At 29.0% G+C, this 15,050-nt stretch carries 14 protein-coding genes and 1 CRISPR repeat array; of the genes, 13 read left to right on the forward strand and 1 reads right to left on the reverse strand.

Annotated elements, in window-relative coordinates; all coding sequences use genetic code 11:
• Positions 1–986 precede the first annotated feature (986 nt).
• Together ACPLVF_RS02120 and ACPLVF_RS02125 are read left to right on the forward strand one after the other, a co-directional pair.
• On the forward strand, positions 987–1,796 hold the full coding sequence (locus ACPLVF_RS02120; RefSeq protein ID WP_424906176.1) for a nuclease-related domain-containing protein: 810 nt from the start codon (positions 987–989) through the stop codon (positions 1,794–1,796).
• A 200-nt stretch (positions 1,797–1,996) separates the two neighbouring features.
• A CRISPR array of direct repeats spans positions 1,997–2,827; the repeat unit is 29 nt; unit sequence GTTTTTATTTCACTATATGGGTAGATAAT.
• Positions 2,828–3,035: 208 nt separating this feature from the next.
• A complete protein-coding gene (locus ACPLVF_RS02125) occupies positions 3,036–3,188 on the forward strand; it encodes a hypothetical protein (RefSeq protein ID WP_424906177.1) in 153 nt (50 codons plus the stop codon).
• Positions 3,189–3,651: 463 nt separating this feature from the next.
• Here ACPLVF_RS02125 and ACPLVF_RS02130 read toward each other — a convergent pair whose 3' ends face one another.
• Complete coding sequence (locus ACPLVF_RS02130; protein WP_424906178.1) at positions 3,652–4,143, reverse strand: winged helix-turn-helix transcriptional regulator; 492 nt, start codon at positions 4,141–4,143, stop codon at positions 3,652–3,654.
• Between the two features lie 553 nt (positions 4,144–4,696).
• Here ACPLVF_RS02130 and ACPLVF_RS02135 point away from each other — a divergent pair.
• From ACPLVF_RS02135 to ACPLVF_RS02185, 11 genes are all read left to right on the forward strand, one after another.
• On the forward strand, positions 4,697–5,836 hold the full coding sequence (locus ACPLVF_RS02135; protein ID WP_424906179.1) for a copper amine oxidase N-terminal domain-containing protein: 1,140 nt from the start codon (positions 4,697–4,699) through the stop codon (positions 5,834–5,836).
• 121 nt (positions 5,837–5,957) lie between these two features.
• Positions 5,958–6,770: a hypothetical protein gene (locus ACPLVF_RS02140; RefSeq protein WP_424906180.1), complete on the forward strand. Its 813-nt coding sequence runs from the start codon at positions 5,958–5,960 to the stop codon at positions 6,768–6,770.
• 53 nt (positions 6,771–6,823) lie between these two features.
• Positions 6,824–7,126: a hypothetical protein gene (locus ACPLVF_RS02145; RefSeq protein WP_424906181.1), complete on the forward strand. Its 303-nt coding sequence runs from the start codon at positions 6,824–6,826 to the stop codon at positions 7,124–7,126.
• Entirely contained in the window at positions 7,127–8,041 is a 915-nt protein-coding gene (locus ACPLVF_RS02150; RefSeq protein WP_424906182.1) for a hypothetical protein, read from the forward strand. It begins immediately after the preceding gene.
• A 132-nt stretch (positions 8,042–8,173) separates the two neighbouring features.
• Positions 8,174–8,839 carry a sigma-70 family RNA polymerase sigma factor gene (locus tag ACPLVF_RS02155; RefSeq protein ID WP_424906183.1) on the forward strand — a complete coding sequence of 222 codons (666 nt, stop codon included), beginning with the start codon at positions 8,174–8,176 and terminating at the stop codon, positions 8,837–8,839.
• A gap of 56 nt (positions 8,840–8,895) precedes the next feature.
• Entirely contained in the window at positions 8,896–9,753 is an 858-nt protein-coding gene (locus ACPLVF_RS02160; RefSeq protein WP_424906184.1) for a hypothetical protein, read from the forward strand.
• Between the two features lie 40 nt (positions 9,754–9,793).
• Entirely contained in the window at positions 9,794–10,171 is a 378-nt protein-coding gene (locus ACPLVF_RS02165) for a hypothetical protein (RefSeq protein WP_424906185.1), read from the forward strand.
• 35 nt (positions 10,172–10,206) lie between these two features.
• A complete protein-coding gene (locus ACPLVF_RS02170) occupies positions 10,207–11,175 on the forward strand; it encodes a hypothetical protein (RefSeq protein WP_424906186.1) in 969 nt (322 codons plus the stop codon).
• Positions 11,176–11,245: 70 nt separating this feature from the next.
• Complete coding sequence (locus tag ACPLVF_RS02175; RefSeq protein WP_424906187.1) at positions 11,246–12,151, forward strand: hypothetical protein; 906 nt, start codon at positions 11,246–11,248, stop codon at positions 12,149–12,151.
• A gap of 41 nt (positions 12,152–12,192) precedes the next feature.
• A complete protein-coding gene (locus tag ACPLVF_RS02180) occupies positions 12,193–13,398 on the forward strand; it encodes a hypothetical protein (protein ID WP_424906188.1) in 1,206 nt (401 codons plus the stop codon).
• A 170-nt stretch (positions 13,399–13,568) separates the two neighbouring features.
• Positions 13,569–15,014 (forward strand): hypothetical protein, encoded by a 1,446-nt coding sequence (locus tag ACPLVF_RS02185; protein WP_424906189.1) that lies wholly within the window; start codon positions 13,569–13,571, stop codon positions 15,012–15,014.
• Positions 15,015–15,050 lie beyond the last annotated feature (36 nt).

Below are 15,050 nucleotides of genomic sequence, written 5' to 3' on the forward strand. Positions count from 1 at the left end.
TGTAAAAAACATACCTATATGGGTGAATATTTTAATTTAAATTCCGGTATTTCCTAAGTTTTATCCAAAACTATATGGGTGAACACTTAAAAACGAAATAATTATCAATTTCAGCCATTCCACCTCTTGTGTTTTTTAACACTATATGGGTAGCCATTATAAAGAGGGGTCTTGATTATTTAAAAAAGGTTCATGTTAACTATATGGGTTGACAATCTTTTAAAGTAATATATTCACTTCTTAAAGTTTTACTAAACTATATGGGTGATAAAAATAAAAACCACACCCTATAACTGTCGTTTTTGTCCTAAACTATATAGATAACAATACAAAACACTTAATAATAATCAAAAAGGCTCCGGCAACATAACCGGGGCTTTATTTTTCCTCATCTTTTCTGCAAAAGCAAGAGTCCCGATATAGATTTTTATTGAATACGCGCATAAAAAATTCTATAATAAAAATAGTGATGTGGGAGAATTTACCTCCGTTTCTCGGTTTTTGACGCCGAGAAAGGGGGTGATGACATGTCAACGACCGACGTAATATTGCTAATACAATTAGTAGTTATGATTATAGACATATTAAACAAAAAAAAATAGCCTTTATATAAGGCAAAAGATGAATTAAAAAATCCGAAATAGCCACACTCTAACGTCAAAACCGAAAACGGACTAAAAATTCGCTAAAACCACATCACTGGTTACCCTTCGGTATTGGCAGATACCGAAGGGTAATTCGTTTACACAAATTAATAGCATTAATATTATTATCAATTACATAATACACTATTCGTTTAAAAATTACAATTACCTATTAACGAAAAAATTGATACAAAAAATAATTAATAACGGGCGTTCAAAACCAAAAATAAGAAAAAGAAAGGGGAAATAAATACGACTGCAAAGATAATAAGACAAAACAAAAAAGCGAAAGAGGAGTTTTACAAAAAGATAAAAGAGAAGATAGAGCAGGAAAAAGCGAAAATGAATGAGAGAATAGACGAGAAAGTGCCGAAGTGGATAAGCTGGGCGATAAAGCCTATAGCAAACCTCAACTACAACATCAAACAGAGTCGGAACAGCGACAAAGGAGAGGGCGGAGAATTTGGAGCATCATTGAGCTTTCTGTTAATGCTGCCGAACAATTGGAGAGTAGCCAATGATATAGTTATAGAAGCCGAAGTGGACGAATTCGCACAAATAAACCACATCATAATAGGGCCACCGGGGATATTTTTGGTAGAGACAAAAGCATGGGAAGGAGCATATATAGGCTATAACGACCGTTGGAAGAGAAAAGAAGGAGACAGGTGGGTACCGTGCAAGAGTCCCACGGAGCAGAACAAATACCACAAAGAAGTATTTGCAAAATGGCTGAAAGGACAAAATTTAGGCATAACAATAATTCCCGAAGATATAATAACACCGATAGTTCTTATGGCAAAGTGTAAATGGCTGAAGGTTAAGGACTGCTCAATGCCTGTATTTGAAAGCGGATTAGGGCTGAGTTTGTATTTGCGAAATATGACGAAAAAAGGGGAAAAGCTAACGGACGAACAGATAGAAGCGATAGCAAGGGCAATAGAGAAGGCGGAACCGATAGCGATGAGATACAATATAGAGAACATAGAGGTGAAGAGGACAAGAGAAGGGAAGGAATACATAAGGATAAAAGGGGGAAAAGAAAAAGCGGAAGAAATCAGGCGTCTGTATGGATTAATGGGAGAAAAGATAAGCGAAGTGTATAAGGATAAATTCACAGACGGCTGGTGGTATTTCACGAAAATCCAGTAACGACCGCTCTTGCCTCTTGCAATGCAGCGAAGCGGGGAAAGGCATAAGAATAGAAAAAACAGGAAAATTAAGGGGTGATAAAGGTTATTGGAAGAAATGCGAGAAACATACTGCTGCCTTGCTGCAAAAAAGATACTTTACGGTCTGAAAAAGATGTTTTACAATAGTAATCAAGAGAGTTACAAATATTCAAAAGAAGGGTTTTTATTTCACTATATGGGTAGATAATATACTTTCATCTTTTACTAACTTTAAATATAATAAGTTTTTATTTCACTATATGGGTAGATAATCAAGGATAGTGTAGTTATAGTTTTGTTTTTTGACATAAGTTTTTATTTCACTATATGGGTAGATAATGCATACATTTTGAGTGCAAATTGTATGAAAACAAAAGGTTTTTATTTCACTATATGGGTAGATAATCTTGACAGAATAAATCTTCAATAGGAACTCCGAATTCGTTTTTATTTCACTATATGGGTAGATAATGATAAACTTACCCATATCTTATCGGTTTTTGATGACTCAGTTTTTATTTCACTATATGGGTAGATAATAAAGCTTAATATAGAAACTGTTTTATGTATTGATAGGTTTTTATTTCACTATATGGGTAGATAATTTGAATGTCTCAAGGTAAAACTCGAAAACTTCGTTAGTTTTTATTTCACTATATGGGTAGATAATATACTATCTTTTATTATTACATTATATTTCTTTAAAGTTTTTATTTCACTATATGGGTAGATAATTTTTTGGTATCTGAACCAAATATATCCAAATATTTAGTAACATTGATATTTTTATTTCACTACATGGGTAGATAATGGGAATGGTATTAGATTAGTAATAGCAAGAGAAAAGGGTATTCATTTTACTATATGGGTAGATAATCGGAATGTAAATATCGTTATTATTCAAAAATCCATTAATTGTATTCATTTTACTATATGGGTAGATAATTCGATTACAACTGACGCACAAGCAATAAAATCTATCGTTTTTACTTCACTATATGGGTAGACAATGCGAAATTGTTGCATTGTAAGCAAACACAAAGTATAGTTATTATTTTACTATATGGGTTAAAACATTAACACAACCGAATTCAAAAGCAAGCGTGTTATTGTATAAACTATATGGGTAAAACATAAAATAACAAATAATCCAAAATCATTAGCGTTATAACTACAAAATGGGTAATAACGACTGTTATCAAGGAGGAAATATAATAAAATGACGAATGCTGCTGCGATAGGGTATATGATAATGTCTGCAAAGGAAATTGGTTTAAAAGAAGAAATGATAAAAGAACTTGAGCGTATGATGGAATACATGATGGATATAAAGACAGAAGAAAAAGCAGAAGAAGTTTATAGGAGTTATTAAATCTAGCTCTCCAATTAAAAATAAGTTGTATAATTATAATTAGAAGACTACATGGGTTAACATTACTTTGACCCCATATAGCCAAATAAAAAACTGTTTTTTTGCTCAGCTATATGGGTAAACACAACGATCGGAGCAACACTCTGTCAGTGCTATGGTTTTCAAAAACTATATGGGTAACAACTACAGAATAATGATAGCTGGAAAGGTTTTCATTCAAGTTTTAAAAACTATATGGGTTGAAAACTATCTTTAATAAGAATAGGCGAAAGTTTATTGTTAATCAAAACTATATGGGTTAATAACCTTTTTTTAATTTTCTAACGTAATCCTCAATAAAAGTGTTTTAAATGACTATATGGGTAGAAACGGATTTCATGAAAAAGTTCCTTATGTTTTAGTTTTTAACAACTATATGGGTTAAGAAAAAGATTCCGGCATTACACCGGAATCTTTTTCTTTTCTATAACAAGCCAAATATTTTTTTTAAGTCTGTACTCATTTTAGAACCATCTATAACAAATATGTATTTATTATCTCCTATATCGTTGATATTTATAACGGAGTCCTTAAATTCATTAAACAATACATTATTGTTATCTTCTTTTTTTTCAATAATCCCTGTCTTTATTATCTTCAATATTCCCACAAAATTTTTCAATAAATTTTCATATTCATCTATTGCTCTTATTATTTCTTCATTACTTATTAAAACTTCTTTTAAAATTACGTACGTATCCGGCTCATTAGGGGTATCTGATTCCAAAATATCTATAACACCCATATTATGTAATTTTTGAATAGCTCTATGCACCGTTGCAGGTGAAAACCCCACATTCTCTGAAATCTCTCGTAACGACCGTTTTACCTTGCCTCCAACACTACTATTTTTAAAATAATTAAAAATCGTAATAATGGTATCAGCTTTATACAAAAAATCCCTATCTACACTCACTAAAAATCCCTCCCTGTACGCATACGGATATATACTATGTGTTTTATTCTAAATATAACATAATATTTCTATTAAATCAACATGGTAATTCATATTGTGATATACTGTATTCTAATATAAACATCGAGCGATATACAAATCAAACTAAACACTATCTGCAACATAACAATCTTCTCCCTGTTAATACAGGACATTTTCTCAGATGGATTTTGCCCTGACAATATCACAGACGGATAACAAATAAATAAAAAACTATTGAAAAAAATATTAAACAAAGCTATAATATTAAAAATAAGAAATTCAGAACAAAAAAGTCTACAAAAAGCTCTCACAAAAAATGTGAGTGCTTTATTATTTTTAATAAAAGTAAATTCTTGAAAAAAAATAAAATAAAATAAAAATAAAAAACATAATAACAAAAAAAATACAATATTTACCTAACTATCTCCTCCAAAACCCTACCCAAAACAAACACAAAATAAACCCTTAAAGTAAAAAGGGTTTATTTTTACAATAAAAAGAAAGTATAAAAAAATAAAAAGGAGGAATAAGAATGACAAAAAAGCAGGCGAGAATAATAACAGCATTAATAATTTTCACATTTCTGATTACATTCGTCCTTATACCAATAGTAAAAGCAGAAGAAAGGGAAATAAAAGTGGTAATAGATGGGAACGAGGTAACCTTTCCGGACCAAAAGCCGATAATAGACGAAAACAACAGAGTATTAGTACCAATAAGAACAATAGCGGAAAAATTCTATTGCTATGTTGAATGGGATCAAGTAGAGAGAAAAGTAACAATAAAACAAGGTATAGAAAAAGAAATAACATTATGGATAGGTAAGAAAACAGCAATAATAAATAGACAAAAGAGAGAATTGGACACATCCCCTGCAACGATAAATGGTAGAACTATGCTCCCGCTCAGGTTTATATCAGAGAATTTCAACTCAAAAGTAGAATGGGACGGAGGCACATATACAGTAAAGATAACAAGGCCACAACCAAGTCCTTACGTAGACTATACTAACATATCAATAGAAAACAGAATAGCTAAATTGTTCATTAAACTAAAGGACGAACTTCCAAATGATCTGGTAAAAATAATGCAGAACAAAAGAAATTGGCTTATACAATGCAATATAAACGAACATCCTACATATAACTTAGACATATACGACAATATAAACATAGACCTTAATCTTCAGAACAAAGAAATAACGATAAGCAACATAAAATTGCCAAAAACCCAGAAATTTAGGCAAGTAGTCAATTATATTGCATTATTGCCAAACGAAGATAACGGCACCAGCAGGGGAGGATTTGCAAAGTTTGAACCAATATTTATTGAAGCTGATCCAAATACAAAAATGATAGAGATTGAATCAATAGAATTTGAAAAAGGGCAAAAACCAAATTCGCTAAATATAATTATTAAATTAACAGATGATCCCGGCTTTTATGTAACCGCATCAAATATAGAAATGAAACGATTTATAGATAGAGTTCTCGACAAAAATTTTGATCCTTCTGATCATTTTACAGATTGGATAAAGGAAGAGAAAGAACTAATAATATTAAACGTAATACAGCCCGAACCAAAAGATATACCTCAGGAAGTTAAATACGAAGCTAAATATAACCAAGGCGATAAAATAGTATCAAACACATACATAGTGCCAGCAAGGTAAAAAAGAGGCCTTTTATAAGGCCTCTTTTTTGGGTATTATGTGAGAAATATAAATAATAGTGTATAAATTAACTACAGCATTTCTGCAGTTAATAACAATAAAAAGGAGGTATTATATTAATATGAAGAAGAAAAAATTAAGTGCAATAGAACAGTATCAAAACTACAAAAATCTTTTCATGCTTTTAGATAACAAAAAACAAATAAAAGACATGAAAATACCATGCAGTATATGTGGCAAAAACCATACAATAAACGAAAGTAAAAAATGTCTGAGAAAAGCAGAAAAAATAACAGGAACTTGCACCATAACAGAAATACCGCTCTCATATCCTATAAAACTAATTATTAATGCAAAATATCCCATAGGAATAAAGCTTAATAGCAAAATAACACAAAAAATAAAAGATGACTATTTATCCAAATATTTAAATTTTGACCATATAAGTATTACAACAATACTAGACGCAGTGTACCCAAATATATTTGAAATGAGATGCTACATGAATTACAATAAAACAATGCAAAAAATAAAACAAATTACATCTAATGATATAAATAGTATCAAAGCACTTTTACTAATTAACCCTTACTTATTTTACGAAGAAATAAAAAAAGAAATAAAAGAAGATATAAAGCTTTACAGAGAAGAATTTTGCAAACTTGCTGAAATAATGGCATCAGACAAAACTATTGAATTTCTAAAAAACTCCAATTTTATGAAAGAACCTGATTACACATTGTGGAAAACACCGATTATAAGGTGTCCCGAAGAAATGAAAAGAACAGTAGAAATAACAATCAACATAGAATCTGAAACAGCTGAAGAACTCATCCCAGATTACAAGGAAGAAATAAATAATTTAACCACAACTGTTATACTTTGGTATCACAATAACAAAAAAAAATTATGCAGAAACTATGTGGTGATATAAAAAAAATTAAAAGAAGGTTATTTTTAACGATTAATAAAAAGGAGGTTGTCATTTTGTTGTACAAAATAGCAGGATACAATTTTTCTTCAATGCACATATATATACCGCTTCCAAGGGAGATAACAGAAGAAGCGATTGCAAAATACAAAAACTTAGTTGAAACTCTTAAACAAAAGATAGAATTTTACAAAAAAAGAAACAAAGTATATTACAAAGAATACACTAAAAAAACCATTAATGAAATAAAAAAAACAAAAAGGGAAGGTATTAAAAAAAGCACGAAAAACGCAACAACATATCCATTAAATTATAAAAACGGTCGTTGTAAAATAATCGAAAATAGGAGGAATGTATAAATGAAGACAAAACAGGACGAAATGAAAATAAAAAATATAGAAGACGAAATAAATTTTCAAGAAATTAAGAAAAACTCTTTTGATTTAGTGTTTGATATGCTCTTTAAGCCAATAGCAAAAATGCTAATATATTTTGATGCGAGAAAAATCATATCAAACTTACACCCGGAAAATTTTGCGTTATATAGAATCCCTTGCAGCATATGTGGCAAGAAACACAAGATTGAAAACATCACTCAAAATATTAAATGTATAACAAAGGCCGTAAAAAAAGTAAATGCATTAGTTGGCAAAAATTTTATAACTTACTATATCAAAAAGGGAAAAGAAGACGAAATAACATTCAACTATGAAATAGGGCCGATACTCATATTTGAAATATTTATAAATTACCCACAGACAATTAATCTAAATGATGAATTAATTGACAAATTACAAACCTTTATAGCAGCAAATATTAAGGAAAATAATAACATAGAGGGGAAAGTATTAACGGTGCTAAAGTACCAGCCATATTTAGAAGGAGAAATAATAAGAGCATTAGGTATAAAGATTCAAATATATCCGTCACAATTCACGAACGAAATAAATAATACCTATAATATATTAAAAGAAACCGCATTACTATTATACAATCCTCAACAACATTTTAACTTTATTAAAGTTCATACTACGCATACAACAAAAAATGAAGTAACAAGTATAATTAACACTATAATAGACAGCTTGAAAAACTTTAATGAAAAAATATTAAAGTGCAATGAAGCAGAATTAATAATATATTCTATCAAAGAAACCTTATTTGATGAAGCAGATTTACCTATTTATCCTGTAAATGAACCTGTTTTATTAAAGCTAAAAAAGAAAGGTAAAATCAAGGCAAAAGAAAGTTATTTAACAATGAATGACCGTTAATCGGTAAACCCACTATGTTATCAAAACAAAAGCCGTTGTTCCCTGCAACGGCTTTTTTTTTCCTTTATTATATGAGTGATAAGGCATTTCGAAATAATTTCATAACGGTCGTCATAAGGAGTGTATAAAAAATTGCATAATGCGGGAAATACACAAAAAAACAACAGCTTTAATTTCAAATTAAAAAGTGAATCTGAAGAAATATACCAATTAATAGAAAGAATACAAATACAAAATGATGAAGAAGCTTTTAAAAAGCTAATTGAAACATATAAGAAAGACATAATAATAACAGCAAAAAAATTTTACTTATCGGGTATAGAAACAAATGATATAATTCAGGAACTTTTAATAGAAATGTGGAACATTATAAAATGCTATGACAGGCATAAGAGTCAAAATATAAATCAGTTCATAAAAGCATGTTTGCACAAAAAAGCCATATCCATATTCAAAAAATATACCCGCAAGAAACATTGGGCAATGAATGAAAGCATAAGCTATAATACAAAAGTAAAAAATGACAAGAATTATGACGATGATATGGAAATAATTGATATAATAAAAGATACCAAGTATGAGCCGGAGAATATTGTAATAGAGAAAGAAAAAACAAAAGAATTAATAAATAATATAAAAAAAGAACTAACAGACTATGAAAGAAAAGTTTTATTGTATTATATAAATGACTTATCATACAAACAAATGGCTCATGAATTAGGGAAAGATGAAAAGTCAGTAGACAATGCCCTAATAAGAATAAAAAGAAAAATAAAACGAATATGCAAATTGGTATAAACCAATTTGCAAAATAAGAAGGAAAAATATTATTCAATAAAAAGGAGGTATAAATTATGGATGACTATCAATATTACAAAAACATTTTTAAACTGATCGAGCCAAGGAACATACTTGACATTAAAATACCTTGCGGGATATGCGGGAAAATGCACAACATAAAAGGCATATACTCAAACAAATACAAAGATTGTATAATTCAGGCACTAAACACAGCATCTTTAGAATTACATTCTTTTGACAGCATTATTTTAAAGAACATTCATGAAGAAATAACATATGATATTGATGCAAATATAAACATAACAATTTATACACACATACCTATTACAAATCACAGTAAAATGGAAGCAGAGATTACGGAATTAAAAGAAGAATATATAAACACAATAAAACTCGAAATTGCAAATGAATATTTAACATATTGCGTAGCATCAGATATCCGAAACAATCTGTATACAACGATAACCGTATATATTTCAACGGATTACGAAAAATTGTGTAAAGAAAAATTGAACAACATATATACTCTTCCTTTACTAATACTAGATCCACAAAAATTTTACAAAGAAGAAGTTATACCATCAGTCAAAGCAGCAACAGAAGCAATTACAAAAGCATTCAAATATATTTTAGAGAAGCTCTATGAAATGACAAATAAATATATGGAAAGACATAAAGAAATTGCTAAATCAACCCTGCAGAGTAGAGTAAGAATATCAGATATTCTAAAATATCCCATAGTGCCCAACAACGATCATCCTAAATTTTTTACAAAACCGCATATTACTATATACACAACGGCATCGGACTCATTAAAGATCAATAAACACTTAGAAAAAGCATATATTGAAATACTTACCGAATATTACAAAAGACTTCTGCAAGATGAAAAAGAGACAATAATTAGTTAAAAACAAATTAGTTAAAAACAATAAGAAGGAGGTATCCTTTATGAAAAACAATAATTTGAATGTATTACTCAACAAAGAATGGATAATATCAAGGTTACAAATTCTTCCTGAAGAAATTGAAAAAGCTGAAGAAGAAGTGATAAAAGCAACGATAAATTTAGAAAAAGCCGAAGAAGAATTATCAGAAAAAGAATCTGAACTTATACTAAACGGCGAAATAAACGGCAAAAACGAAACGGAAAGGAAATCACAACTTACTATGAAAACAAAGGCAGAAAGAAATAAAGTAGAAGAAGCGAAGCACGGGCTAATGAAAGCCAGACTCAAATACAACAGGAAGGTTAATGAATACCGTTCTGTAAGAGCAATTGCATCATTAATAAGCAGCATTGAAGATGAAGAAGAAAAAGCAGTATAGAGCAACCAAAACAATAAGAAGGAGGTATAATTATAATGAGTTTACAAAGTATAATAAACTTTCCTTTGAAAGAAATAGATATTTATATACCGTTGCCAAGAGATGTATCAAAAAACAAAATATATCTATATGATTATGGAATTATCCAAAAAATAAAAATGCCAACCCCTGAAACATATGCAATTTATATTAATTTTGATAAAAATTACAGCTTACAAGTAATAATATTATATCCTTCCTATATAACCCCAAGAAGCATTAAAACAGTAGAAACATTAATAGAAGAAAGAAAGAATAAGAACAAAAAATACTCCCAAAAATTTGTAAAAATAATAAAATCTATATTACAGCAAACAAATATACAAGAAATAGAAATAAAGAAATTAAGCGATGAAACATTATCTGAAATAAAAGAAATTATAGAGATAATCGCAGAAGAAACAGTGAAAGAACAAATATCAAGAGCAGAAACATTATTTTACTATGCATACCAGCTCTATACAGAAGCACAAGATTTTATAAACAGTTACCCGGAAATGTTTGAAACAGTAAAATATGAAGATACCAAAAAATATTTTTCAAAATGTCTCGATAAGATTAACTTTTACGATTTTAAGTCAACAGATTTAAGCACGTATTATAACTGCATACAAACAACCGAGAAAATAAATAAATTAATACAACGTAACACAATCACGGATGAAGATATAAAATCAATAATTAAAGAAAACATAGACGTTGCTTATCATGGAAGCATAATAGAAGAAGGGAAAGACGTATTATTAGAAATAAAGACAGAAATATACGAAGCAGTATCATCCATAAAAGATTACGAAAAATTATTAAAATCTCTCATAAAAGATTACGACAAAAGGATTTATGAATTTTTTTTCGACATTTACAAAATACTATTGCAAAAAGCGCGGAAACAGCTACTGTATATAATAGAGAAAATTAATGAAATAAGAGAACAAAAAATAACAATAATAGAAAAGGCCCTGTAAAGAAACCCGGGCCTGTTAAAAAAAAATAAGATTCAATAACAAAAAAATAAAAAGGAGGTATTTATATAATATGATGGGTATAGCTTTAAGGGACAAAAATAAGGAAGAAGTTTATAATTTATACAAAGGGACGATAATGCTGATGGACAAAAGTTCAATAGAAACAAGCACGATGGAAATACCCTGCAGCATATGTGGAGGCAGTCATCAATTGAAGACGATAGCAGAAGCATCACATTCTATAAGAAACAATAAGAAAGTACAATATCGCATAGAAAAATGCATAAACAAAGCGCTGGAAAAAATAGAATTTTCCATATTTACTCTAACACCTAATATCGATATAAAAACAATTTATCAAATTATTATAAATCTTTATGACAACAGTATAATTGACCAATACTATGCAACAATTAGACATATTATTGATGAATACAATTATGAAGGAGAAAATATAGATAAGTTTTATATTATAAAGGACGAAAATATTATAAAAGTATATAATAACTCTGTTGAAACGATAAATTATAGAAATATAAAAAATACGATTACCGAAGCAACATCACTTTCGCTTCTTTTATTAGATCCTGAAAAGTACTTAGACGAGATAATTCCGTTAATAGAAGACAATATAAAAAGATATATAGAAATATTCAAAGATATGATAAAAACAATTAACGAATCTATAAAACACATAGAAATAAAAAAAGCGGAAAATACCCCGGGAATTGACTACTCAACCTCTATTAATAGCTATTTAGACAAAATACAGCAAAAGAAAATTTCCAGTTATAGTATTCCATCCTATGAAGTAATAGTTAACAATCGGGAATTAAATAAACATAATGTTAAAAAATACGTAACAACAAATTTATTAATCCAAGGAAATAAAGTTACAACAAACAAATTGGATAAATTAATCCGCTCAGCAATAGAAGAATTAGCCATATATTTTTATTCACACCAGCAAAAATAAGAAGGATATAATTCTCAACTAAATAAAAAGGAGGTATTTTTATGATAGGAAGAACCAATGATCTTATAACATATATATCCATAACAATCCCTCTTCCCCAAAACCTGACACCGGAAGCAGTAGAAGAATATAGGAATAAGATATTAGAACCAATAATAATAGAAAAGAAGGCAAATGAAAGATGCTATCATAAACTTTTAAGAACAAATGGAGCCGAAAAGAAAAACATATTACTTGAACTCAGAAAAGAGCAAATGATCCCTCTAGCACGCATTCAAACAAGCTTGGAAACAAATCAGCCCAACAGAATAAATATAGATATTCGCCCAGATTTTTTTAGCTGTGAAATATACCCTGATTCAACGATATTAGAAACGAAAAAATTCTTAAAATCATCGAACAAAAACAAAATAAATGATAAATTAATGGATTTTATTTCAATAATACTATTAAAAAATGATAAAAAACTAATGGAAAGAATAGTAAAGTACTGTAAAGAATCAAGAAACAGAACAAACACACGTGAAGCGGTAATACTTAGCATAATGGAAAACCTCATGGGTACAAATAACAACATTGAAGAGATATTTTTTGAAACAATACAAAAGGAAATTTATGATTATTTAGATTTTTTGTATGAAATAAGAATCAAAATATATAAATACGTAATAGAAACAGCGTTCAAGATATATTCCCGGATAACAGAATTTATAGAAAGCAATGCACATATATTTACAATGCCGTCATATACAGAAGAGGGAGCTGTTAAACTATGGGAATTGCTTTATCGTAATTTAGACATAATATTCTTAAAACCACCGCTATACACATCTGCATTAAAAATAACAAACGCAATAAATAAAAATATACCCTGCGAAGATATCAAAGAAGAAATAAAAAAAATTATTATAGATAATAATCGAAAAGAAACAAATTACACTTTTATTGCAAATTTAATAAATACAGACGACTTAGTAAAAATGAAAATTAAGTTAGATCAAGCAATTATAGCAGCAAAAATATATGACACAATTAAAAATATTAAAAAATATGAAAAAAACAATAAAAAAAGTAAAGAAATAATGAAAGAAAAAGACATATACACACAAATAAAAGATCTAGTTGAAGAAATAGAAATAATGGCAGAAAATATGGAATTAGAGTATATAAAGAATGAAATAGCTATAGTATCACAATTAATAGAAAATAAATTAAAAGAACAACCGTATAAACTAAGGCAGGTATAACAATACCTGCCTTTTAAAAATATTTCTTGAACAAAAAATGATATAAGATTAAAATATTTAAAAGAAAAAAAAATAAGGAACAAAAAAGACTACAAAATCCCTCCAAACCTCCTTCCATCAAAAGGAGGGCTGTTTTTTTTATAAATAACATAAAAAAAGGAAGAAAAGAGATGATATTAAATGAAGTGGAAAGAAAGGGCAAGGCAACATTAATATTAGTTTTTATATTAGTAATATTGACGGATGTTTATTTTTTAATGTCCTCATATAATGAGATAATAGCAAATGACACATTATGGCACATAAAATCAGGGGAATGGATGATAAAGAATAAAGCAATTATAAAAAAGGATGTATTCAGCTGGACGGCACGGGGTATAAAATGGACAGCGCATTCATGGTTGTATGACATAATAATATATGTTTTATATAAATATAGTTCTTTTGCAGGGCCAATTATATTCACACTAATACTGGGTGCGATTTATGGGTATTTACTAATTGTAAATCATTCAAACAATTTTTACATGCTGATAACAAGCTATATTAACTATATAATAGTGCTTAAATATTTATGGACGATTAGACCACATACAGTTGCAGGAGTGCTGTTTATTTTTCTTCTTTACATCTTAACAGAAGGGAAATTAAAAGATGGCAGCTGTATAAAAGGAATCTTAATATTTGTGTATTTTGTACTATGGGCAAATATGCATTCGTCCGTCTCCATAGGAATATTCGTAATTACCATTTATGTTATATTTTGCAAAGCCGATTGGAAGCATTTAATATTTTCTATCATAGGCACAGTAATAACACCACAGTTTACAGGCATATTTAGATACAGCTATGCTGCAAGCAGCAATGCTGATATAATAAACAATATTAACGAATGGCATTCTCCTGATTTTCACAATATTCTATTTATCTATATAGCGGTTACATCAATAATCAATCTTATAATAAAAGCCAAAGAGGACAGCAAAATAACAGAGGCAGAAATAATAATGACAGCAAACTTACTGCTCTTTTTAAAATCTTTAAGGCACATGTTAATGCTTGTTCCCGTTATATCAATGTATTCCGTTGACATAACGAGAACATTCGCAATAATAAACAAGGACAACCTGATTATGATAAAAAGATATTCCCCATTAATAACGATGGTTATAATGATAACAATGTTATTAACAATGATTTTGGGATGCAATGCAAATCAGGTAATAACAAATATAATAACAGGTGACATATTAAGTCAGCAAACCGAAGCAAAGGTAGCGCAATACATATTGGAAAACAAACTAACTGAAAATATATTTAATGATTATCTTCTTGGGGATTATTTTTTATGGTATGGCATACCGGTATTTATAGACAGTCGTGCTGATATGTATATATTTAACAAAAAAGAGATATGGGACGATTTCATGGCACTTAGAAATATAACTACAGCTGAACCGGAGAAGATAATAGAAAAGCACAACATAAAAACGGTCGCTATAGATAAAAAGACAAGATTAAGTTTGTACATGCAAAAGCTGGCAGTAGAAGGCAAGGCAAAATATATAGCAAAAATAGGGAACTATGATATATTTAAGATAGAAGTCAATAAATAAAGAAGTTACAGAAAAATAATCAATAAGAAGGAGGTA

The sequence above is a fragment of the Thermovenabulum sp. genome (assembly GCF_049701175.1).
In the GTDB taxonomy this organism is placed as follows: Bacteria; Bacillota; Thermosediminibacteria; order Thermosediminibacterales; family Thermosediminibacteraceae; genus Thermovenabulum.